Annotated in this window: 15 protein-coding genes; 9 read left to right on the top strand and 6 right to left on the bottom strand. The window is 71.9% G+C overall.

The genetic code is table 11. From position 1 onward, the window contains the following. Nucleotides 1–5: 5 nt before the first annotated feature. The 4 genes from WMF11_RS28570 to WMF11_RS28555 all read left to right on the top strand — a co-directional run bounded on the left by WMF11_RS28570 (nucleotide 6) and on the right by WMF11_RS28555 (nucleotide 5,125). On the top strand, nucleotides 6–665 hold the full coding sequence (locus WMF11_RS28570) for an RNA polymerase sigma factor (protein ID WP_437541511.1): 660 nt from the start codon (nucleotides 6–8) through the stop codon (nucleotides 663–665). Beyond that, on the top strand, nucleotides 662–1,783 hold the full coding sequence (locus WMF11_RS28565) for a hypothetical protein (protein WP_437972944.1): 1,122 nt from the start codon (nucleotides 662–664) through the stop codon (nucleotides 1,781–1,783). Before WMF11_RS28570 ends, WMF11_RS28565 begins: the two co-directional genes overlap by 4 nt. Nucleotides 1,784–2,249: 466 nt before the next feature. After that, on the top strand, nucleotides 2,250–4,232 hold the full coding sequence (locus WMF11_RS28560) for a hypothetical protein (RefSeq protein ID WP_437972943.1): 1,983 nt from the start codon (nucleotides 2,250–2,252) through the stop codon (nucleotides 4,230–4,232). 263 nt (nucleotides 4,233–4,495) lie between these two features. Further along, the gene (locus tag WMF11_RS28555) at nucleotides 4,496–5,125 is read left to right on the top strand and encodes a hypothetical protein (protein WP_437972942.1); all 630 of its coding nucleotides are present in this window, start codon (nucleotides 4,496–4,498) and stop codon (nucleotides 5,123–5,125) included. Nucleotides 5,126–5,196: 71 nt separating this feature from the next. Here WMF11_RS28555 and WMF11_RS28550 read toward each other — a convergent pair whose 3' ends face one another. The 3 genes from WMF11_RS28550 to WMF11_RS28540 form a co-directional block, all read right to left on the bottom strand. Further along, entirely contained in the window at nucleotides 5,197–10,125 is a 4,929-nt protein-coding gene (locus WMF11_RS28550; protein WP_437972941.1) for a translocation/assembly module TamB domain-containing protein, read from the bottom strand. Between the two features lie 5 nt (nucleotides 10,126–10,130). Continuing rightward, nucleotides 10,131–10,445 (bottom strand): hypothetical protein, encoded by a 315-nt coding sequence (locus tag WMF11_RS28545; RefSeq protein WP_437972940.1) that lies wholly within the window; start codon nucleotides 10,443–10,445, stop codon nucleotides 10,131–10,133. Nucleotides 10,446–10,511: 66 nt separating this feature from the next. Next, nucleotides 10,512–10,676 (bottom strand): DUF1328 family protein, encoded by a 165-nt coding sequence (locus WMF11_RS28540; protein ID WP_012237660.1) that lies wholly within the window; start codon nucleotides 10,674–10,676, stop codon nucleotides 10,512–10,514. Nucleotides 10,677–11,095: 419 nt separating this feature from the next. Here WMF11_RS28540 and WMF11_RS28535 point away from each other — a divergent pair, with 419 nt between their 5' ends. Further along, complete coding sequence (locus WMF11_RS28535) at nucleotides 11,096–12,403, top strand: DUF362 domain-containing protein (protein ID WP_437520870.1); 1,308 nt, start codon at nucleotides 11,096–11,098, stop codon at nucleotides 12,401–12,403. Between the two features lie 46 nt (nucleotides 12,404–12,449). On the opposite strand, the gene WMF11_RS28530 is transcribed toward WMF11_RS28535, so the two are convergent. From WMF11_RS28530 to WMF11_RS28520, 3 genes are all read right to left on the bottom strand, one after another. Next, entirely contained in the window at nucleotides 12,450–13,034 is a 585-nt protein-coding gene (locus tag WMF11_RS28530; RefSeq protein ID WP_437972939.1) for a Uma2 family endonuclease, read from the bottom strand. Between the two features lie 112 nt (nucleotides 13,035–13,146). Then, nucleotides 13,147–13,581, bottom strand: a complete 435-nt coding sequence (locus WMF11_RS28525; protein WP_437972938.1) for a hypothetical protein — start codon at nucleotides 13,579–13,581, stop codon at nucleotides 13,147–13,149. A 380-nt stretch (nucleotides 13,582–13,961) separates the two neighbouring features. Then, nucleotides 13,962–16,013, bottom strand: a complete 2,052-nt coding sequence (locus tag WMF11_RS28520; RefSeq protein ID WP_437972937.1) for a B12-binding domain-containing radical SAM protein — start codon at nucleotides 16,011–16,013, stop codon at nucleotides 13,962–13,964. Nucleotides 16,014–16,377: 364 nt separating this feature from the next. On the opposite strand from WMF11_RS28520, the gene WMF11_RS28515 reads away from it, so the two are divergent. From WMF11_RS28515 to WMF11_RS28500, 4 genes are all read left to right on the top strand, one after another. Continuing rightward, nucleotides 16,378–18,183: a DUF2169 domain-containing protein gene (locus WMF11_RS28515; RefSeq protein ID WP_437972936.1), complete on the top strand. Its 1,806-nt coding sequence runs from the start codon at nucleotides 16,378–16,380 to the stop codon at nucleotides 18,181–18,183. 203 nt (nucleotides 18,184–18,386) lie between these two features. Then, entirely contained in the window at nucleotides 18,387–20,525 is a 2,139-nt protein-coding gene (locus WMF11_RS28510; RefSeq protein ID WP_437972935.1) for a type VI secretion system Vgr family protein, read from the top strand. Between the two features lie 213 nt (nucleotides 20,526–20,738). Continuing rightward, nucleotides 20,739–21,221, top strand: coding sequence for a DUF6484 domain-containing protein (locus WMF11_RS28505; protein WP_437979353.1), 483 nt, complete (start codon nucleotides 20,739–20,741; stop codon nucleotides 21,219–21,221). Further along, a complete protein-coding gene (locus WMF11_RS28500; RefSeq protein WP_437972934.1) occupies nucleotides 21,218–22,471 on the top strand; it encodes a TIGR02270 family protein in 1,254 nt (417 codons plus the stop codon). The genes WMF11_RS28505 and WMF11_RS28500 overlap by 4 nt, the downstream gene beginning before the upstream one ends. Nucleotides 22,472–22,495: the final 24 nt, after the last annotated feature.

The following is a 22,495-nucleotide window of genomic DNA, read 5'->3' as shown; positions in this document are numbered from 1 at the left end:
ACAGGATGACCTTCGGAGAGGTCTATGCGCAGCACTTCCGGTTCGTGTGGCGGTCGCTGCGACGCCTCGGCGTGCCCGAGAGCGACGTCGCGGACGCGGTCCAGGACGTGTTCCTGGTCGTCCATCGGCGGTTGTCCGAATTCGAGGGCAGGTCGAAAATTACGACTTGGCTCTACAGCATCTGCTTTCACGCCGCCCGTGACCGGCGCAAGCTCGCGCATATGAGGCGGCGCGCTCACGACGACGAGCCGCTGCTCGACTGCGCCGATGACCGGGCCGACGTTGGCGCGGAGGCGGAGCGGCGGCAGGCGATCACGCTGCTCGAGGCGATCCTCGACGAGCTGCCCCTCGAGCAGCGCGCCGTGTTCACGCTCTTCGAGCTCGACGGGATGGGCGGCGAGGAGGTCGCCGATCTGCTCGACGTCCCGCTGGGGACCGTCTACTCGCGCCTCCGCCTCGCCCGCGATGCGTTTCGCCGCGCCGTCGCGCGCCTGAAGGCGCGCGACGAGTTTCACGTGGGCGGGCCCCGGGTCATGCGGTCGCAGCCCGTGTTGAAGGCGGCCGTCGAGGCCGCGCCGGTGCCCGAGGGGCATCCCTCGGTCGTCCTTCCGCTGCCGGAGGTGGAGCGGCAACCCGTCTGGAAGCGCGCAGGAGGGGAGCGATGAGCGATCCGGTGCGCTGGCTCGACGCCGAGGCGAACGCGCTCGAGACGGAGCGCGAGCTCCTGCGCGCAGCTCCGCCGGCGGACCCGCCCGACGGGGCGCAGGAGCGCGTGTGGGCCGCGATGGCCGCGCAGATCGGCCTCGCCGGAGCCGCCGCGCTCGGAGGGGCTCAAGGCGCCGCGGGAGGGGCGCTCCCGGTGAACGCGGGCGGCGCGGCGAGCGCGGGCGAGATCGCCGCGGCCGTGTCCGCGGGCAAGGTGGCGTCCGCTGCGGCGGGCGCCGGCGCTGCCGGCACGGCGGTCACCGGCGGCGTGACGGCGGCGGCGGGCGCGGCGGGTATCCTGAAGGCGATGCTGTTCGGCGCCGCCTGCGGGGGCCTGATCGTCGCCGGCTATGTCGTCGTGGCTCCGTCGAGCGAGGCGCCGCCGGCTCGGATCGTCGAGGCCGCGGAGGCCGTCGCGGCGCCGGTATCCGCGCCGGTTTCGCCGCAGGAGGACCGCGGGCTTGCCGCGCAGGCCGAGCCGGCACCCGCCGAGCCGCCGCCGGTCGAGCCGGCACCTGCCGAACCGCCGCCGGTCGAGGCGCCGCTTCGATCCAGGCCGCTTCCGCCGGCCGAGGCGCCGCTTCGATCCAGGCCGCTTCCGCCGGCCGAGGCGCCGCTGCCGAACAGGTCACCCGCGCGGACCGGCCCCCGAGCGGCCGCGACGCCCGCGAGCCCGGGCGCGCCGCTGTTGGAGCGCGCCGCGAGCGCGCCGCCCGCGGCCAGGGCGGACGTCCTCGAAGCGGCGCCCGCGCCCGAGGCTACAGGCGCGGAGCTCGGCGCGGAGGGCGCGTCCAGCCCGGGGCTCCGGGAGAGCCGGCTGCGTGAGGAGCTGACGCTCCTCGGCGACGCGCGCGCGGCGCTCCGGCGCGGCGACGCCTCCGGCGCGCTGAGGATCGCCGAGCAGGCGCGGCACCGCTTCCCCGGCGGCGCGCTGGCGCAGGAGCGCGAGGCGCTCACCATCGAGGCGCTCTGGCAGAGCGGCGATCGCGCGGCGGCCGCGCAGCGCGCGTCGGCGTTCCTCCTCGCCTATCCGTCGAGCCCGCACGTACCCCGGCTCCGCTCCTTCACCACGCACTAGACCGAGGGGCAGAAGTCCTGCCAGGGATCTGCCTCGCGAGCCGAGAGAGAGTTCAACGCAAAGGCGCAAAGACGCAAAAAGGCACGAGGATTTGTTTTTCTTGCGCCTTTGCGCCTTTGCGCCTTTGCGCCTTTGCGTTGAATTCTCTCTCTCTCCGGACTTCTGGTGGACGGCATTTGAACGGGGCTCTCCCGCTTCGGAGACGGACCCAGCTCTACGCTGTCGGTGCTCAGCGCACTTGAGCGCGCTTCCGTGCCGAAAACGCCGATCTGGGCCCGTCTCCTGTGCGGGAGAGCGCCGCTCTGCGATCTGCGGGGGCGATCTGGGGAGGGGCGGGCAAGGAGGGCTGTCCGCATCGTTTTGAGGCCAGGTGGTTTTTTGAAATGGGAAGCGGGGCGGGCGTCCCTTCACGTTCGGTCACTGCCGGTGTTGGACGGCGCGTCACGGCACCGCGCAAGGAGGAATTATGTCTTCGAAGCTATCGAGAACACTGTCGCCCTTTCTCGTCCTGAGCGCCGTCTCGCTCGTGGCATGTCAAGTCGAGGTCTCCCTCGGCGGGCCCGGGGGGAGCTCCAGCTCGGGGATCGGCGGCAGCGATGGTCCCGGGGGCAGCGGCGGCAGCGATGGTACCGGGGTTGGCGGCGGCGACTCCAGCACGGGCGCGGGCGGCTGGGTTCCGCCGCAGTTCACGCCGGACAAGGTCGATCTCCTCTTCGTTGTCGACAACTCCGGCTCGATGGCGGACAAGCAGGAGCTGATGCGCTTCGTGCTCGCCGACTTCGTCGACGGCATGACCAACCCGTTCTGCGTGGATCCGACCGGTGCTGCTCCCCCCTTCCAGCCCTCGAGCGGGTTGAGCGCATGCCCCGCTGGCACATTGCGCGTGCGCACTCCGGTGCAGGACATGCACATCGGCGTCATCAGCAGCAGCCTCGGCGGCCACGGGTCGGGCGCCTGCCAGGCGGCCACGTCCGCTTCGAACGTCGACATGGCCCACCTCCTCGCGCGCTCCAATGAGTCGTCGAATGAGAACGACCTGCCGACGTACCAGGACAAGGGCTTCCTCGTGTGGGACCCGACCGGAAGCCACGTCCCCGCGGGAGACTCCGATCCGGCCGCGCTCGCCGAGAAGCTCAGCGACATCGTGCAAGGGGTCGGGCAAGCTGGGTGCGGCTTCGAGGCGCCCCTGGAGAGCTTCTATCGCTTCCTCGTCGATCCCGATCCGTATGCGACGATCGGCGTGTCGTCGAGCGACGACATTGCAGTGGCCGGGCTCGACATGACGCTCCTGGCGCAGCGGAAGGCCTTCCTCCGGCCGGATTCGCTCCTGCTCATCGTGATGCTCTCCGACGAGAACGACTGCTCGATCAGGGAGGAAGGCAAGAACTACCTCGTTGCCGAGACGGGACAGAACTTCAGGTTGTGGCGGCCGCGGACCGAGTGCGCCACCGACCCGAACAGTCCGTGCTGCACGTCCTGCGCACAGCAGCAGGACGGTTGCCCCGTCGATCCGGCCTGCACCGCCCCCGATGGCACCGTCGCGAGGCTCACCGCGGCGGAAGACCCGGTGAACAGCCGGTGCTGGGACCAGAAGCGCCGCTTCGGGATCGACTTCCTCTACCCGATCGAGCGGTACACCCGGGCGCTCACGGAGCGCACCGTGGTGTCGCGGAGCGGAGACATCGTGCCGAACCCGATCTTCTCGGATCTGGACCCGAGCGACGACAACACCCGGACCCGAGGGCCGCAGCACATCGTGTTCACCGGCATCGTCGGCGTGCCGTGGCAGGACCTCGCGCGCCAGAACGCGCTCGGCCAGCCCGATCTCCTGGCCGGCCTGAACCAGTTCGGCCAGCCGGTCGGCGGGCTCAAGAATGCCGCCGAGCTCGCCGATCCGCCGTCCGGCACGACCCTCAGCAGCACCTGGGAAGCACTCCTCGGCGATCCGGCGAACCACATCCCGGCCGCGGATCCGCTCATGATCGAGTCGATGGCGCCCCGCTCGGGCGTGAACCCGATCATCGGTGCCGCGACCGTCCACCCGAGCAGCGTGGGCTGGAACCCGATCAATGGCCGCGAGTACACGGTTCCGCCGGGGAGCACGGGAGATCTCCAGTACGCCTGCATCTTCCCCCTCGCCGAGGAGCGCGTTTGCGACGGTGCGGCCCAGTCGTGCGATTGCAGGCCGATCGCCGGCGTGCCGAGCGACAACCCGCTGTGCAAGCCGGAAGGCACGAACGACCCGGCGGACCCCGGGGCGCGGTCCAGCGTGCAGGACCACGCCAAGGCCTATCCCGGCCTCCGCGAGCTGCAGCTGATCCGGAGCCTCGGGGAGCGCGGGGTCGCCGGCTCGATCTGCCCGAAGCAGCTGGTCGACACCTCGTCGCCTGACTACGGCTATCGGCCGATCATGAACGCCGTGCTCGACCGGCTCTCCACCGCGCTCTGACGCGCCGGCGCCCCCATCGACGTGGCCCGCCCAGGGGCGGCGCGCGGAATGCATGTGCCGCCCCTGGGCTCGCGGAGGAAGCGACTTCCGCGCGCTCCCGCGGATCCTCCCGTCAAGCCATTGGCACAACCGCGACTCAGCAAGACACCGCGATCGCGGTACCCGCGCCGAGGTCCGCGCGCTCCGCCCGAATTGCGTCCGCTTCCCGTGGCACCGAAGCTGCTTCATGGTGGGGTTCGGACAAACGCAACGCGGAGGTTCTGATGCGCCACAAAGGCATGGCTCTCTTGCTGATCGTGATCGGGCTCGTGGGCTGCGACAGGGGCGGCGGCGGCGACACCGGGGAGCCGCCGGATCCGCCCGGATCAGAGACGTGCGGCGGGTTCCTCGGGACCCCTTGTCCCGACGGGCTCGCCTGCGTCGACGATCCCAGCGACGACTGCGACCCCGAGCACGGCGGCGCGGACTGTCCCGGCGTGTGCGTCGACGACCCGCCGACGACGATGTGCGGGGGATTCGCGGGTTTCCCGTGCCCCGACGGGCTCGAGTGCGTCGACGATCCGAGCGACGACTGCGACCCGGAGCGCGGCGGGGCGGATTGCGGCGGCATCTGCGTGGAACCGACGCCCAAGCCGCCGTTTTGCGGGGGGTTCGCGGGGTTCGAGTGCCCCGAGGGGCTCGAGTGCATCGACGATCCGAGCGACGACTGCGACCCGAAGCACGGCGGGGCGGACTGCGGCGGCATCTGCGTGGTGCCCGAGCCGCGGCCGCCCGCGTGCGGCGGCATCACGGCCCGCCCGTGCCCCGAGGGGCTCACCTGCATCGACGATCCGGGCGACGACTGCAGCCCGCCGATCGGCGCCGACTGCGGCGGCATCTGCGTCGCGCGCTGAGCCGGCGCGCAGCGGGTGCCGAAGGGGATGCGCCGCCCTGACGAACGGGCGCGCCCGCCGCGCGACGGCGCTCAGTAGCGGTGCTTCCAGAGCAGGTCGAGGCTCGTCGCCGGGTTCGCGCCGGTGGCCATCGCCGCCCGCACGGACCAGTCACGGCGGAAGCGCCACTCGAGGCTCACCTCGGTGCGCGCCTGCGCGCCGGTGTTGCCGCCCCCGGACCCTGGCCCCTGTCCTTGCCCCGTCGGACCTTCCTCGTAGCTCGCGCTCGCGGTCACCTGCTGCCCGAGCTGGTAGCCCACGGTCGTCTTCAGCCCGCCTTCTTCGGTCGTGCCGAGCTTCGTCTCGAAGTTCCGGAGCGGACCGATGCTCTGGAGGATCATGTTGATCTGCGCGGACGCAAGCTGGTTCCCCACGCCGGCCGCGACCCCGCTGGCGGCGCCGCCGCCGCCAGACCCGGGCGCCTCGGTGGACGTGCCGCCCGCCAGCGTCCCTTCCGCGTACTCCCTGCCGAGCACGAGCTCGGCGATCACCTCGTTCTCCGGGCGCGGCGGCTCCGAACGGAAGGTGATCTTGTCCTCGGTGATCGGGTTGAGCTGCCCCACATAGTCGATGTAGATGCGCGTCCCCTCCGGCGTGTCGTGGTACGCCTTCACGTTCAGGAACGGATTCGACGGATCCCCCTGCAGCGCGACCACGCCAGGCTCGATCTCGAACTCCTTGCCGAGCACCTCGAGCCTGCCCGACACGATGTTCACGTTGCCCCGGATCTCGGTCTCCCCCGCGACCTTGATGCGGAGGGGGTGCGCCCGATCCCCCGACAGCGAGGCCTGCACCATGTCGCCCTCGACGCCGATCCTGCCCAGGTGGACCTCCATGGCGATCGGCGTGCCGCCCGCGCTCTCCTTCGCCTGCTCCGGCGGCTCGGCCGGCGCTCGCCGCGCCTCGTAGTCCTCCCGGCTGAGCGGGGCCGACGTCGTGATGTCCGCGTTCTCGCCGAGCGGCTGCACGCTCCGCCCGATCGTGGGCGGCAGCGTCAGATCGAGCGCGGGCACGTCGACACGGACGGCGATCTCCTCGTCCCGCTTCTCCGCCGCGAGCGCCACCCTGCCGCGCACCTCGCCCATCGGGACGCCCTCCAGCGCGATCGGGAGGGCCCGGCCTCTCGGGATCGAGAGCTCGGCGCGGGCGTTCCTGAAGGCGAACCCTTCCATCTGGAGCGTCGCCTTCCCGCGGACCTGGCCGCTGCCTGCGTCGGCGCGGAGGTCGTCGATGCGGAGCTCGCCGGAGGGGCTCGCGGTGACGCGGAACGAGGCGTTCTCGAACGGCTGGCCGATCGTGGCCACGTGGACGAGCCCGCCCTCGAGGCGCATCTCGCCGGAGAAGCCGGCCTGCGCGCCGAGCCCGAGCCGCACCTCGCCGTCGAGCGTGCCGTCGAGCCGGTTCACCGAGCCCTGCACGAACGGCTCGAGCGCCGCCAGGCGGAAGCGCTCGACCGCGAGCGACACCGAGGCGTTCCGATCGTCGGTGAGCGTCGGGATCGCGTTCGCCTCCCACACCATGGGCGCCTCGGCCTTGGCCTCGAGCCGGCCGCCGTCGCGCCCCTCGAGCCGCACGCTGGCCACGGCCGCGGTGCGCCCCGCGCCGCCCGGCGGCGCGATGTCGAGCGACGCCTCGGCGGTCTCGTACCGCGCGTCAGGGCCGAGCGTGAGGCCGGGGAGCTGAAGGTGCGCCCTGACCTCGGGCGCGGCCTCGAACAGCCCGCGCACGGAGATCTCGCCGCGCGCCTCGCCGCCGATCTGCATGTCGGCGAGGACGGGGACCTCCGCGAGCGGCAGATCCGCGATCTTCGCCTCGAGGCTGCCGTTGCTGAAGCGCCGAGCGGAAGGGGCCCCGCCGAGGAGGGCGGCGGCGTCCGCGCCCAGCTTCGCCTTCGCCGTCATGTACGTGAGCGGGCCGCGGAACGCGTACGCGTCGAGCGCGGCGTCGCGCCCGTCATAGACGAGCAGCGTGTCGACCCGGAGCTTGCCGAGGAGCGAGGGGCCCGCGGTGCCGCTCACGTTCGCCGCCGTCGCGCGGGCCACGAGCCGGGGCTCGGCGAGCTTCCCCGCGAAGTACACGTCGAGCCCCGCGGAGCCGGAGAGCACCGGCGTCCGCTTCCCGAAGGCGGCCAGCTCGGTGAGATCGTTGAGCCGGCGGCGCGGCACGCGGAGGTGCGCGGCGATCGAAGTACGCGGCAGCGCCGCGGCCGGATCGGCGAGGAGCGCCGGCAGATCGGCGTCGAGCGCGGCCGAGAGCTCCGCCACGAGCTGGCGATCGAACACCGACAGCGTGACGTGGGCGTCGCCGGTCTTCGCGTCGAGATCCCCCGCGAGCCGCGCGTCGAGCTTCCTCGACACCCACGCCGGCGCGCCCGTCTGCGCGTCGATCGGCCCGGCCGCGCGCAGGCCCTCCGTCCGGACAAGGAGGCTCCGCACCGACGGGAGCCGCTCTCCCGCCTCGCGCGCCACCGCGAGGCGCGCGGTGAGCCGGCCCGAGAGCTCGCTCAGCGCGAGCTGGACCGGCGACGCCTGCGCCAGGCACCCGAGCTGCCACGCGTCGGCGTCCATGCGGGCCGAGCCGGTGACGATCTGCCAGGTGCGCGCCGAGAGGAGCGGCCCGCGCAGCCTCGCCGCGCTCCCGTCGACCAGCACGCGCGCGATGGCGCCGTGGCACACCGGCGGGGGGGGCGCCTTTTGCTGCGACGCCGTGTCGAAGGCGGTGGTCAACGTCTGCTCGGGCGTCGCGCCCCGGCGCTGGGCCTCCCGCGCCTGCGCGGGCGGCGGCTCGGGCGGCGCGAGCAGCCGGACAAGGCCGTCCGCCTTCAGCGCCTCCCCGTCGAGGCGCGCCGTCACGTTCATCGAGAGCCGCGGCGCCACGCCCGGGACCGAGCCGTCCTCGAGCTCGATCTGGACGCGCCCCGCGCGGCGCGCCCCCCGGCCGTGCACCGACACGTCGAGGTTGGCGAGGCCTCCTATCCCGAGCGGCGCGCCGGTGATGTCGGCGACGCGCGCGAGGTCGATCGCGGTGCCCCGGAGGTCTCCTTCGATCTCGTCCCCGGCGAGCGAGAGGCTCCCCTCGAGCTCCCCCACGCCGTCGCCGCGCAGCGCGAGCCCGCGGAGGGCGATCCCGCGGTCCCACGCGACGCGGGCGGCTTGCGCGGTCACCTCGTCGTCCCCGCGCGCCACCTCGACGCGGAGCTGCCGCGCCTCGCTCCGCGGCAGATCGAGGTGGGCGGAGGCCGTGATCCGGCGCTCCGCGCTGGCCAGCGACACGCGGACGTGCGGCGCCGTGACGGGCCCCGCGGCGCTCGCCGCCACGCTGCGGAACGCGTACTGCTGGGCGCGGAGGTCGGCTCCGCGGAACACGCCGTCGATCGTGAGCTTGTCGAGCGGCCCCCTGGCCTTGGCCCGGACCTCGCCGCGCCCGAGCTGCAGATCGGACCCGACGCGGAGCCCGGCGACGCGCACGGTCGCCTTGGCGTCGAGCGCGTCGTCCCTGAGCGCTCCCTCGACGTGGAGCGCGGCGCTGCCGTGGATGCCGCGCGGGACGTGCTGCACCGCGCCGAGCGACGGGATCTCGCTCTGCGCCTCGAACTCGAGCACCCCGTCCTTCGAGCGGGCGACGCTGGCCTCGATGGGCGCGCCGGGCTCGTGGATCGTCGCCGCGGCCCGCAGCGCGCCGCGCTCGAGCGTCGCGCGCGCCTCCGTCGCCGGCACGCGCTGCCCTGCGACGACGAACGGCTCCGTCCTGGCCTCGGCGACGATGCGCGGCCCGCCCTCCTCGTCGAGGTGGATCTCCCCTCGGGCCTCCGCGCTCACCCGCGCGGCGGGCGCCGCCCCGACGAAGGCGCGCGGGTCGAGCTCCGAGATCCGCACCTCGGCCGTGATGCGCTTCGGATCGAGCGCGTCGAGCCGGGCGCTGGCGGTGACCTCGCCGGTCACGGCGTCGCCCGCGACGAGCGGATCGAGGACCGCGACGCGCGCCGTGACGGTCAGGTCCGAGAGCGCTCCGTCGGCCGTGACCAGCACCGAGAGCGGCCGGGCGAGCGGCGCGCTCGGATCGATCGCGAGGGCTGCCTCGGGCGTCACGCGCGCGGACGAGACCCGCGCCGTGAGGCGCTCGTCCTTCAGGGTCCCCTCGGCCGTGAGCGGGATCGCGCCGACGCTCCCTTCGAGCTTCGCGGTGAGCTCCATCGGCGCGTCCGTCGGCGCGTTGACGCTCCCGGAGATGCTGGTCGCCTCGACCGGGACCGGCAGCAGGCGCCGCTCCGTGATGCGCACGCGCTCGAGCGCGTACCGGCTCCGGTCCGCGACGACGACGCCGCCGGCCAGGTCCTCGATCGTGGCGTCGATGGGGCTCCCTGGCGCGACGGTGCCGTGGACCGCCGCGCGATCGAGCACGACGCGCGACAGCTCGAGGCGAAGCGGCCGCGCAGGCTCGGCGGGCGGCTCCGAAGGCGGCGTCGGCGTGAACGCCTCGGCCAGGGTGAGCGCGCCTTGCTCGTCCTGCTCGAGCAGCACGTCCGCGTCCGCGACCCGGACGAGCGGGATCGTGACGGCGAGGTCGCCGTCGCCGAGGAGGAGCTCCGTCGCGATCGAGAGCGCGTTGAAGTCCGCGTGGACGCCGCTGACGCGCAGGAGCTCGGTTCCGTTCGGGTGGCTCACCGTCACCCTGGAGATGTCGGCGGTGAAGAGGCCGAGGCGGTCGATGTGCTCGATCTCGATCCGTCCCTCGAGGCTGGACCTCAGGGTGTCATTGACGAGCTGCCTTGTCAGGTTGCGGGTCGACGGGGCGTTCAGGTGAACGACCGCGCCGACCGCAGTCGCAGCGACGAAGACACCGCCCAGGCCGATCACGCTGGCCGACACGGCGGCCGCGCGGGCCAGCGCCCGGCGAAAGCGGCCTTGCCGGCGCGGGACGCCGGTGCCGGGCGCGGGAGGGACGGCGGGAGTCTCTGGCATATCGCCTAGGGACCGCTCCGGGCGCGCGGAAAATCGTGGCCGGGGACCTCGTGAGGCGGCGGCGCCGGAATCTCCTGCGTGTGCGCGGGCGCAGGCACCTCGGGCTGGTGCCTCGTCCCCGGATCTCCTCCGGGCTGCGCCGTCCCCGGGAGCTGGATCTCACGGTCCGGAGACGTGCGGCCGGGCGAGCCAGGCGAGCCGGGGGTCGCTGGCGTCGCCGGCGTTTCGTCGGGGGGGCTCGCCGCCGGCTGCGGCGCGCCGGGCTTCCAGGGATCACCGTTCGGCGCGATGTTCGGCGTGCTGTTCAACGTGCTGTTCAACGTACCGTTCCTCTCACCGTTCCGCGGTTGCGACGCGTTCTTCATGGCCTCCACCCTGTCTCCGGATCATGCCGGCATGCGACGCCCGAGCGCGAGCGAGATCACGGCGAGCACCAGGAACGCGACGAACAGGATCTTCGCGATCGACGCGGCGCTGGCGGCGATCCCGCCGAAGCCGAAGATTGCGGCGATGATCGCGATGATGAAGAAGGTGACAGTCCAGCCGAGCATGATGTCCTCCAAGGGGGTCAGGGGTCGATCCGTTGTTTTGTGGAGACGACCTCAACGTGGTTCCTGATGGCGGCTGTTCGCCGCTGTTCCCTGCTGTTCCTCGGCTGTTGCAGTCCCCGTGCCGGCCGGCGGCAGAGGCTGTCGGCCGGCGCGTTCTCGGCGGCGCGAGGGGGCTAGCGCCGAGATCGGCCCAGCCGCTTCCGTCCGGGCACGCGTGCTGCGCTTCACGTCTGGGGCAAGATGCCTCGATCGTGACAGGGTGACCTGCGCGTGGGCGGAGCGCGGAACAGGGGCGTCGGGCGAGCGCGCGCCCCTGCGCCGCGCTGCTCCGTGCCGACGGCGCCTGCACGGAGGCTCCACGCGGACGCCCTGCAACTTCCCGGAACGGGCGACTCTGGACGGGCTATAAGGACCCGGCCATGCCGAAATCGAAGGTCGCTGTGATCCGCACGTCGCCTGCGACGGTGCTCTCGGACTACCACCGGCTGATGAACCTGGCCGGTTACCAGGACGTGGTCGCCAAGGACGCCGACACGGCGCTCAAGGTGAACATCTCCTGGCACTTCTTCTACCCGAGCTCATCCACGACGCCCTGGCAGCTCGAGGGGGTCATCCGGGCGATGACGCAGGACGGGTACTCGAAGGACCTGATCCACGCCTGCCACAACCGCACGGTCGTCATCGACGCCCACCTCGGAGAGCGCGAGAACAAGCAGATCGACGTCGTGCAGGCGCACGGCCTGCGCAACGTCCACCTCTACGAAGGGGAGGAGTGGATCCCGATCGGGGACGCGGTCGGCGATCTGCGGAAGAAGTTCCTCTGTCTGAACGAGGTGTACCCGAAGGGGTTCTCGATCCCGAAGCGCTTCATCGGGGAGAACATCATCCACCTGCCGACGGTGAAGACGCATATCTTCACGACGACGACGGGCGCGATGAAGAACGCGTTCGGCGGCCTCCTGAACGAGCACCGGCACTGGACGCACCCGGTGATCCACGAGACGCTCGTGGATCTCCTGATGATCCAGAAGAAGATCCACCGCGGGGTCTTCGCGGTGATGGACGGGACGTTCGCGGGCGACGGCCCGGGGCCGCGCTGCATGGTGCCGCACGTGAAGAACGTGCTGCTCGCGTCCTCGGACCAGGTGGCGATCGACGCCGTGGCGGCGAAGCTGATGGGGTTCGACCCGCTGCGCGATCTCAAGTTCGTGCGGCTGGCGCACGACCTCGGCCTCGGGACGGGCGACGTGCGCGACATCGAGCTCGTGGGCGACGTGGACGCGGCGAACGAGCAGTGGAACTTCGATGGACCGTTCAAGGAGATGACGTTCGCCTCGCGCAACCAGCACCGCATCTACTGGGGTCCCCTGAAGAAGCCGATCGAGTGGTCGCTCAAGACGTGGCTCGCCCCTTGGGCCTACGTGGCGTCGGTCACGTATCACGACATGTTCTGGTACCCGCGCTACGCGAAGGAGAAGATGGCCCCCGTGCTGGAGAGCCCGTGGGGGCGCCTCTTCGCGAACTGGGGCAAGGTGCAGCCCGACGCGGCGGGGCAGGGCTACCCGGAGGTCGGCGAGGCGAGCCACGAGCTCGTCCGGAGCGGGGTGAAGCACTTCCTGGAGGGCATGCGCCTCGTGGGGATGGCGGTCGCGGAGTCGCCGGAGATCATGGTCCGCAAGCGGGCGCGCGCGCAGGCGGCCGGCGGAGGCGGGGCGGCGGCTGTGTAGTCCCGGAGCGGCGGCTCCGCTTCAGGCCGAAGCCGAGCGGAGCCGCTTAACCGCCCGTGAGCCGAGCGAAGACCTTCAGGTAGAGCTCGTCGACGGCCAGGTCGCAGCCGATCGACGCGATCTGGAGCCGCTCGCCCGGTCCGAGCACGCGGAGCAGCCAGGTTCCGTCCGGCTGGCGACGGAAGTGCTCGACCTCCACTTGCTTCTGGGACAGCAGGACGTAATCGGCGATCGATGGAATGCCCCGATACAGGGCGAATTTGCCGCCGCGATCGTAGCTCTCCGAGGGGTCGGAGAGCACCTCGAAGACGGCTGTTGGATTGAGCACGGTGTCGCGGTGTTCGTCCTCGAACAGCGGCTGGCCGCAGACGACCGAGGCGTCCGGATAGACGTAGCGGCCGGTCGTCACGTTCTTGATCCGCAGGTCGGACGCGTGCGCCTCGCAGGGACGCGCTCGCAGCGCGCCGCGGAGCTCACCCACCACGTTGGCGGCGATGAGGCTGTGCTCGCGCGTGCCGCCTGACATCGCGAACACCTCGCCGTCAGCGTACTCGTGCTTCACCTCGGAGGAGCGCTCGAGCGCGAGGTACTCCTCTGGCGACAGCTTCGCCTGGGGCGCCTTCTGGCCCATGCCGGATTCTACCACGCCCTCCCGAGGGCAGGCCGGCGGCGGGAGCGGAGCGGCGGCGGTATGGTTCGGGGTGGGCGGCTTCAGGAGCGCCGCCCGCGACCCGCCACGCCGGTCAGCCGACGCCGCCGCCCATGGCTGTGCCGTCCGAACGATAACACGCGCAATAATAACCGAGCTGCCCCGGTACCCCCGTCTCCGTGTAGTTCGCCGTCAGGTAGTACGTCATCGCCCAGCCCCATTGGCCGAGCGAGTACGAGTAGCCGTAGGACCAGCTCCCGCTCGTCGAGTGCACGTAGAACTTCGAGACGCCGTAGAGCGGACCGGTGTACATCGTGCCGATCGTCGCTCCGCCAGGCTGGTTGCGGAGCGTCAGGGACTGGGCGCAGGCGGCGTTCACCGCGCCGTTCGTCACCGCCTGCTCGGCGACGGCGGTCTGCTCGTCGACCTCCGCGTCGTCCCCCAGCTCCGACGAGGAGTCCACGTCGACGACGCACCCCGCCAGCGCGAACACCGAACCAAGGATTGCGAATGCGTTGAAACTTTTCATGCGTTGATGCCTTTGAACTTCACCGCGTGACGACCCGCACGCGGCTTCCCCAAGAAAGCGCGCCGAAGGCGCATGTCCTATCGACTCCCGGAGCCTCCTCCTGTGCTTCGCTGACTCTAGGGCTCGGGGGCGACGGACCTCCAACGACGGAACTTAACCGATCGTGAAGGCTTGTGGGAAGCCTGTTTGATTCATCGTTGATTCATCGATTCATCGCATGTGCGACGATAGGTCGCTTTCACCTCACGTCGGACGACATTGCCGTCGCGGCGCGCGGCCAGGCAAGCAGCAACAGTGCATCGTCAGCTGATCCATGCCTCGATGCGCAACGGCGAGCCATCGCGTGATGCGTCGATCGCCGTTCCTGTTCGGGCCGAGGCTCAGCGTGCCGCGCTGCTCGCGTGCGACGGCCGTCGCCCCGACGTCACGGCCGGCGCGGCGCCCGCGACGAACCTGACGCGCACCGGCCTCGGCCGGAGCGGCGGCAGCGACCGGGCGAGCCGCTCGTAGGCGTCGCGCCCCACGCGCCGCTCCTCGTGGACGAGCGTCGCCCAGATCTCCGCCTCGCGCGCCTCCGCGTGCTCGGCGGCGCGCGGATCGAAGCGCAGCCCGCGCTCGATGGTGCTGGCTCCGGGGATGCTGTCGTCGGGGCGGCGCGCCGCGCGATCGCGGAAGACGCCGGGGCCGAAGCGGTCGTACTGGAGGATCGTGTGCGCGGTCGACACGGCGCCGGCCCACGGATAGCTGCGCAACGTCCAGCCGCGCGACAGGTCGGAGAGCCGCGCGTCGACGTCGGCGCGCTCGGCGTCGGTCTTCCACGGCTCCCGCGGGACGAAGAACAGGCCGAGCCCGAGCTCGTCGCCCTCGAGGGCGAACACCTCGTCGATCCCGAAGCGCTCCGGGGTCTGCGCGACGAGCGAGCCGTGCGTCAGCCCGAACTCGCCGACGATGTAGACAGCGAGCGCCTCCCGCCGCGCGCGCAGGAAGTCGAGCGTCTCGACGGCCTCGGCGTGCGTCTCGGTGGGGAAGTCCGTGAAGCACATCGCCTCGGCGGCCACGCCCGCGGACGCGAGGTGGTCGATGACGTCGGAGACGACCTCGACGGGCGCGCCCTTGTCGATGAGGCCGAGGACGCGCGGCGACCCCGACTCGACGCCGAGCGCGCACGCGACGGCGCCCGCGCGGCGCAGCACGTCCGCGCGCTCCCTGGTCAGGTACTTCTCCGGCTTGAGATCGGTGGCCCATCGCACGTCGAGGCCGGCGTCGAGGATCGCCTGCGCCATCTTCACGAGCGTCTTCGGCGCGACCGAGTCCTGCGACAGATAGAAGTGGCGTGTGCCGTGCCGCGCGCCGAGGGCCGCGAGGTGCGCCACGATGCTCTCGACGGCGCGCTCGCGGTAGGCCGCCGTGCCGACCTCCGCGAGCCCGTAATGGCAGAAGGTGCATTTGCCCCAGTAGCAGCCCCGCGTCGGGTCGTACGGGAGCACGAGCGCCGGCGCGAGGTACGCATCGAGGGGGAGCCCATCGAAGTCGGGCGCGGGGAGCGCCTTCAGGTCCTCCATGCCGTGACCGGGCGTCCAGCGCGCGCCCATCAGGCGATCGCGCGCGACGACGTTCGGCACGTCCCGGAGCGGCCGGCCCTCGTCGAGCGCGCGCGCGAGCCCGAGGAGGGTGTGCTCGCCCTCGAACAGGCACGCCGAGTCGAACGGGCCGAGCGCGCGCGCGAGCCGCTCTCCCGACAGCCGGAGGAGCAGCTGCGTGACGCCGGGACCGCCGCACGTGACGTGCGCGCCGGGCAGCGCCTCCTTGATCTTGTGCGCGAACGCGTATGCCGGCTGGAGCTGGCCCGGGAAGCACACGGAGAGGCCCACGATGTCGGCGCGCGCGTCGCGGAGCCGGGGCACGAGCGTCTGCTGCACCCAGGCGTCGAAGGGGTCGTGCTCCGGCCGGCTCGACCGGGCGATCTCGTCCATCGACGTGAGGCCGAACGGCGTGCGGTACGCCGTGAAGTCGAGCTTGAGCGGGTGGTGCGTGGCGGACACGACGCCGAGCGCCGCGTCGAGCGTCGCGACCGCGCGGGCGTAGGCGTCCGTATCGTAGAAGGCGTCAGGGGAGCGGAGCGTGGCCTTGGCGAGATCCACCGCCTCCGGGACGGCGTGCGCGTCGCCGCGCGCGCGGGCGAGGGCGAGGTACTCGAGCTGATCGGCGTGCGGGAGCGAGGCGCGGCGGTCGAGCTCGCCGAGGCGCGCCTCCAGGCGGTCGCGGAGGTCGGCCATGCGCTGCGCCGTGAGGAGCGCGTCGAAGGCCTCGACGTTTGCGTCGATGGGCAGGACCTCCACGCCGTTCGTACGGAGGAAGCCGGTCAGCATCGGCACCGCGAGGTACGGGGCCGTGGGATCGCAGGTCGGCGGGTAAACGAGCGCGATGCGCATCGGGGCGGCGGTCTAGCACACCCGGGGCGGAGCGTGGGGTCGCCTGGCCGCGATCCCCGGGAAGGCGGAGGGCGCCTGCTGCGACGCGCCGTTCGAGTGCCTGAGCGACACATGCATCGCGGGTGCGTGCCGACTCGACGCCGACGAGGACGGCATTCCCGACGGGGACGACGACTGCCCCCTCGTTGCCAATCCCGATCAAGCGGACGCAGACGCCGATGGCTGCTGACCTATCTCGACCCGGGCAACATCGAGTCGAGTCCGTGTGTCGCGCTGGACGACAGGGCTCTTCTGGAGCCTCGAACGACCTCAGCCGAACCCGCTAGATGCCGGTATGGCCGTGAGGCATGATGTCCCGGCTTCGATGATCCCACCGACGCGGCACGTTGCGAGCACCCCCCTCGGCCCTTCCGCCGCCGCGACGGTCGTCTGGCGCCTTCGCGGCCAGATCCATGTCACGGTCGTCGTGAAGGCCACGTTCGCGCTCGTCCCCGAGGGGCGCATGTCGCCCGTCGCCCCGGACCCGATCGCGGCGGATGAGCAGCCGGATCCTTCCGGCCAGCGGCTCCAGATCGCGAGCGATCTCGCGCCGTACCTCGATCCGTGCGGCGTCGTGGTGACCGGCCATGCAGAGCTGCCGCCGGGCTTCTCGTCGCCGCACGCCATGGTCCGGCTCACGGTCGTGCAGGACGGCCAGGTCCGCATCGACAAGCAAGCTCAGCTCGACGGCTCCGCGCGCGTCGGGCCAGCCCGCTCCCACGTCCGTATCGACGGCCTGGGGCCGCTTCCCCGCACGTCGCCGCTGCGCAGCCGGCTGCTCGGCGCGGTCGACGCGCGTCGCGTTCACGGCTCGCTGCTCGACATCCCCGAGGGGCTCGACTGGAGCTACTTCCAGGCGGCGCCCATGGATCAACGCATCCCGGCGCTGCGCGGCGACGAGTGGATCGTGCTCGGAGGCATGATCGCGCAGCGGCCGAAGCTCCGGACGCAGCTTCCCGAGGCGCGCGGCGTCGCGCGGCTGTACCGCCAGAAGCTTGCCGCGCCGCGCGCCGGGGAGCCGATCTTGCTCCGCGCCGACACGGTGCACGTCGACGTGGATCGGCGGCGCTGCTCGGTGGTGTGGCGCGGCCATGCGCCACTCGAGGAGGCGGAGATCCAGTCGCTGCGCGTGCTCGCGGGCGTGGAGCTCCCGGCGCAGCCGATCGCATGGGCCGATCCGTTCGCCGCCGGCAGCGCGCCCGCTGCGCGCGCCGCGCCCTCTGGATCGGCCTCACAGAAAAACGCCAAGGCCATCACGCTGGACGGCACCAACCAGCTCAGCCCCGAGGACGCGGCCAGGGTGGTCGCGGCTGCGGCGACGCCGTTCAGCGCAACGCGAGGGCCTTCGGCGCCTGCGGGCTCGGCGACCCCGGCGACGTCGCAGCCGGCCGTCGCCCCGCGGGCTGCAGCCTCCGCGCCGGCGCGGCCCGGCGGCGTCCGCGATCTGCTCGGGGAGACGGACGCGCTCGATCCCGAGGACGCGGCCAGGCTGGTGGCCGCCGGGGCGATGCCGTTCAGCGCAGCGCGAGGGCCATTGGAGCCTGCGCGCGCAGCGACGCCGGCGACGTCGCAGCCGGCCGTCGCCCCGCGGGCTGCAGCCTCCGCGCCGGCGCGGCCCGGCGGCGTCCGCGATCTGCTCGGGGAGACGGACGCGCTCGATCCCGAGGACGCGGCCAGGCTGGTGGCCGCCGGGGCGATGCCGTTCAGCGCAGCGCGAGGGCCTTCGGAGCCTGCGCGCTCGGCGACGTCGGCGACGTCGCAGCCGGCCGTCGCCCCGCGCGTTGCCGCGGCCCCTCCCGCGCGGCCCGGTGGCGTCCGCGATCTGCTCGGGGAGACGACCTCGCTCGAGCCCGAGGACGCGGCGAGGGTGATCGCCTCCGCCGCGACGCCGTTCGACACACGCCGAGCTCCGGTCGCCGCGCCTGCCGCGCCTCCGCGCCAGGCAGCGTCATCCAGCGCGCCTCCAGCGCCCCCTTCGCTTCTCTCGCCAGCGCCTCTCGTCACCGCGCAGGTCCATGCGGCGCCGCCCATCGTGCATCCGCAGCGCCTCGGCGATGCGGGCGCTTTGCCGGAGGCGCTCGGCGCTCAGTTCCTCGCCGCGATGGCCGAGGCAGGGCTGCTTCACGGCTAGCACCCCCCGGGGACTGCCGAGGCCGCGCCGCTCCGGCGCGCGCCCGTCGGCCGTGCCGACGCCGCGTTCGGTTGTCCCGACGCGCCTCACAGGCATCGAGCTCAACCGTCCATTGCGGTCGAGCGGTCGCAGCATGTAGGATGACTCCGGGTGAATGCTGCCCGCGGTCTGTCCGCGCACGCGCTCTGAACAGGGGAGAGTCCATGCACTCGTTTCAGGTCGACGGACTGGAGCAGGAGCTCCGGGTGACGCGGTTCGAGGGGCGCGAGGGCATCTCCGAGCTCTTCCACTTCGATGTGCTCGTCGCTTGCGCGGACAGGGACATCGCGTTCGCTGACGTCGTGGGCAAGACGGCGCTGCTCACCTGGCAGGTCGGCGAGCTGCCGCGGCACCTTCACGGTGTCGTCGCGAGCTTCGAGCAAGGTGAGGAGGGCAAGCGGGTCACGGCCTATCACGCCACGATCGTGCCCGATGTCTCCCGCCTCAAGCACCGCAGGAACAGCCGAATCTTCCAGGCGCTCTCCACCCCGGAGATCATCGAGAAGGTCCTGCGCGCGGCCGGGATCGCGAGCAAGGGCTATCGCTTCGTGCTGAGCGGCGCCTATCGCCCGCGGGAGTACTGCGTGCAGTACCGGGAGAGCGACTTCGCCTTCGTGTCGCGCCTGCTCGAGGAGGAGGGCATCTGTTATTACTTCGAGCACGACGAGGGCGGCCACGTGCTCGTGTTCTCTGACGGTGCGTCGGGACACGGGCCGATCCCGGGGGAGAGCACCGTCGTGTTCCGGCCGCCGCTCGGCGCCCTCCACCAGAGCGAGCACGTCTCCCGCTTCCGTTATGCCGAGCGGGTGCGCTCCGGGAAGGTGACGCTGCGCGACTACAACTTCAAGAAGCCCGGCCTGTCGCTCGAGAGCAACGCCCAGGCCGAGGCGGACGACGATCTCGAGGTCTACGACTATCCTGGGGATTACGACGCGCCCGGCGCGGGATCGAGCATCGCCAAGATCCGGCTCGAGCAGCTCCAGACCTCACGCAAGACCGGCAGCGGCGAGAGCGTCTGCCCGCGCTTCGTTCCTGGCCAGACCTTCACGCTCGCGGAGCACGCGCGCGACGATTTCAACCGCGAGTATCTGCTGGTGTCCGTGCGCCACGAGGGTCACGAGCCCGTGGTGGACGCTGTCCCCGAGGGCGACGCCGCGGCCTACCGGAACGAGTTCCAGGTCGTGCCGTCCGACGTCCCCTTCCGTCCGCAGTCGGTGACGCCTTGGCCGACGATCAAGGGGATCCAGACCGCGATCGTTGTCGGCCCTGCTGGCGAGGAGGTCTATACGGACGAGCACGGCCGCATCAAGGTCCAGTTCCACTGGGATCGGGAGGGCAAGAAGGACGCGCAGAGCTCGTGCTGGATCCGCGTGAGCCAGATCTGGGCGGGCTCTGCGTGGGGCGCGGTGTTCCTGCCGCGGATCGGCCACGAGGTGGTCGTCGACTTCCTGGAGGGCGATCCGGACCGGCCGCTCGTGGTGGGGAGCGTCTATCATGGCACCAACGTGCCGCCGTACGCGCTCCCTGCGGAGAAGACGAAGAGCACCATCAAGTCGAACAGCTCGAAGGGCGGCGGGGGGTCCAACGAGCTCCGGTTCGAGGACAAGAAGGGCTCGGAGGAGATCTTCCTGCACGGTCAGAAGGACTGGAACATCGCGATCGAGCACGACAAGAAGCAGTGGATCGGGAACGACGAGGCGCTCGAGGTGGACCACGACCGGAGCAAGGTGGTGGGGAACGACCAGAGCGAGCAGATCGGCGGCAACAAGAGCATCGACGTCGCGAAGAACCACACGGAGAGCATCGGCGAGGACGAGAGCCTCTCGGTCGGGGGCAGCCGTTCGGTGAGCGTGGAGGGGGATCACACCGAGTCGGTCGGGGGGAGCCAGTCGATCGACGTGGGCGAGAGCCAGAGCGCGTCGATCGGCAAGAACAAGAGCGAGACGGTGGGCGGTTCGAGCTCGGAGAGCGTCTCCAAGGGCAAGTCGACGAGCGTGGACGAGGGCTACACCGTGACGGTGGGCAAGGACATGACGGTGACGATCGGGAAGAGCGCAAAGGAGGAGGTGAAGGAGAAGAAGACGATGATCATCGGGGAGAAGCTCTCGATCCAGTGCGGGGACGCCACGATCACGGTCGAGAAGAACGGGAACGTGACGGTGCAGGGGAAGAAGATCACGGTGAAGGGCGAGGGGCCGATCCGGGTCGAGGGGAAGAAGCTCGACGTGAAGAGCGAGGGGGCGGTGAACGTCGAGGCGTCCGGGAACGTGAAGATCAAGGGGAGCAACGTGGGGGTGAACTGAGGCGGAGCGGGGGCTCGCGGGCGCTTCGGGGATGAGGGGGAGCGGAGGAGCTGGGTGATGAGAGACGACGGGCGGGCACCGGCGGCGGAGCCGAGCGGCGAGGCGATCCTGATCGAGGGGGAAGGGGAGGCTGCTGCCGCCGGCGGGGAGGTGGCGGACGAGGGCGGGGGAGAAGCGGGAGCGATCGAGGGCGCGGAGGGGCTCCTCGAGCTGGTGGTCGCGGCGCACGAGGAGCGCGTCCGGGCCGAGGCGGAGAAGGCCGGACCGATCGAGGGCGTCGTTGTCGGGCGGATCGTGGGGTTCGCGCAGAGCGGCGAGCCGCTCGTCGAGGCGGCGGTCCTGGGAGAGGGGGCGCGCGGGGGGATTGCTGCGCGGGCGATGACGGCGCTCGGGCCGGAGGACGAGGGGCGGGAGGTGGCGCTCCTGTTCGAGGGCGGGCGGCGTGACAGGCCGGTGGTGATGGGGCGGATGCACGTGGCGGGGGAGAGCGCGAGCGCGGCGGTGCGCGACGGGGCGACGGCGACCGCGGACGGCGAGCGGCTGGTGTTCACCGCGGAGAAGGAGATCGTGCTCCAGTGCGGGAAGGCCAGCATCACGCTGACGCGCGCCGGGAAGATCTTGATTCGAGGCGCCTATCTGCTGACCCGGTCGTCCGGCGTGAACCGGATCCAGGGCGGATCGGTGCAGATCAATTGATCTCGACGATCGAGGCCGAGATCTTCGAGCAGCACGCCCAGGAGGCGGCGTTCCTGTGGTCGTACCGGGACGCTGCGGCGGTGGATCCGCTCTACGATTTGCAGAGCCTCGGTGAGCTGGACGAGCGGCTGGAGGCGCATGTCGACGGGCTGCGGCTGGCGGGTGATGCGGGGTGGGAGATCTGCAAGGGCGCCATCGACGACGAGGAGCCGGGGAGCTTGTTTGCGCCCATGGTGCTCGCGGTGGAGCGGCGGGATCTGAGGGGCATCGCCGGGGTGCTCGACGTGGGCGGGGGCGTGCCGGCGCTGTCGCGGGCGATCGTGTCGGCGCTGGGGTGGGTGAGCTTCGACAACGTGCGGGGGATCCTGCCGGGGCTGCTCTCGCACCGGGTTGGGCCGGAGCTGCACCGCATCGGGATCGCGGGGTGCGCGGTTCACCGGCAGGACCCGGGCGCGCCCCTGGGGTACGCGGTGATATCGAGCGACCTGCGCCTGAAGGCGCGGGCGCTGCGCGCCGTGGGGGAGCTCGGGCGGGGGGACCTGCTGGACGAGGTGCGCGGAGCGCTGGGCAGCGACGACGAGGCGTGCCGGTTTGCGGCGGCGTGGTCGGCGGCGTTGCTCGGCGATGCGGCGGCGCTGAGGGTGCTCGAAGCCATCGCGGACCGTGGAGGGCCGTTCGCCGAGCGGGCGTGCGCGATGGCGATGCGGAAGATGGACCCGGGGATGGCGTCCAGCCGGCTGCGCGCGATCGCCGGGACGATGCGGGGGGTGCGCGTGGCGCTCGCGGGGGCGGCGGCGCTCGGGGATCCGGCGCTGATGCCGTGGATCATCGAGTGCATGGGGACGCCGGAGCTCGCGCGGGCGGCGGGCGGGGCGTTCACGATGATCACCGGGGTGGACCTCGAGGAGGCGAAGCTCCGGGGGGCGCGGCCGGCTGGGTTTCAGGGCGGACCGAGCGACGATCCGGAGGACGAGGACGTGGCGATGGATCCGGACGAGAGCTTGCCTTGGCCGGACCGGGAGAAGATCGCGACGTGGTGGGCGAGTCGGGGGAAGGAGCTGAAGCGGGGGACGCGGCACCTGCTGGGGAGGCCCATGGCGGTGGAGTGGATTGGGGAGGTGCTACAGAGGGGGAGCCAGCCGGCGCGGGCTGCGGCGGCGGTGGAGCTTTCGTTGCGGCGGGCGCAGCGTGGGGTGGTTGAGGTGAGGGCGCCAGGGGGGGCATGGGAGCGGGGGCTCGCGGGAAGCTGACATTGCGCGACCCGTGAAACTCGG

It is taken from the genome of Sorangium sp. So ce295 (genome assembly GCF_051527405.1).
GTDB lineage: Bacteria > Myxococcota_A > Polyangia > Polyangiales > Polyangiaceae > Sorangium > Sorangium cellulosum_B.
The sequence above is the reverse complement of the archived record's forward strand: the minus strand, read 5'-3'. Positions and strand labels throughout refer to the sequence as shown.

Bases quoted from the DNA above. Each gene is read 5' to 3' on its own strand.
- WMF11_RS28565 (WP_437972944.1), top strand. From the start codon at position 662: ATGAGCGATCCGGTGCGCTGGCTCGACGCCGAGGCGAACGCGCTCGAG.
- WMF11_RS28540 (WP_012237660.1), bottom strand. From the start codon at position 10,676: ATGCTCGGCTGGACTGTCACCTTCTTCATCATCGCGATCATCGCCGCA.
- WMF11_RS28535 (WP_437520870.1), top strand. From the start codon at position 11,096: ATGCCGAAATCGAAGGTCGCTGTGATCCGCACGTCGCCTGCGACGGTG.
- WMF11_RS28560 (WP_437972943.1), top strand. From the start codon at position 2,250: ATGTCTTCGAAGCTATCGAGAACACTGTCGCCCTTTCTCGTCCTGAGC.
- WMF11_RS28510 (WP_437972935.1), top strand. From the start codon at position 18,387: ATGCACTCGTTTCAGGTCGACGGACTGGAGCAGGAGCTCCGGGTGACG.
- WMF11_RS28570 (WP_437541511.1), top strand. From the start codon at position 6: ATGACCTTCGGAGAGGTCTATGCGCAGCACTTCCGGTTCGTGTGGCGG.
- WMF11_RS28525 (WP_437972938.1), bottom strand. From the start codon at position 13,581: ATGAAAAGTTTCAACGCATTCGCAATCCTTGGTTCGGTGTTCGCGCTG.
- WMF11_RS28555 (WP_437972942.1), top strand. From the start codon at position 4,496: ATGCGCCACAAAGGCATGGCTCTCTTGCTGATCGTGATCGGGCTCGTG.
- WMF11_RS28530 (WP_437972939.1), bottom strand. From the start codon at position 13,034: ATGGGCCAGAAGGCGCCCCAGGCGAAGCTGTCGCCAGAGGAGTACCTC.
- WMF11_RS28515 (WP_437972936.1), top strand. From the start codon at position 16,378: ATGATCCCACCGACGCGGCACGTTGCGAGCACCCCCCTCGGCCCTTCC.
- WMF11_RS28550 (WP_437972941.1), bottom strand. From the start codon at position 10,125: ATGCCAGAGACTCCCGCCGTCCCTCCCGCGCCCGGCACCGGCGTCCCG.
- WMF11_RS28520 (WP_437972937.1), bottom strand. From the start codon at position 16,013: ATGCGCATCGCGCTCGTTTACCCGCCGACCTGCGATCCCACGGCCCCG.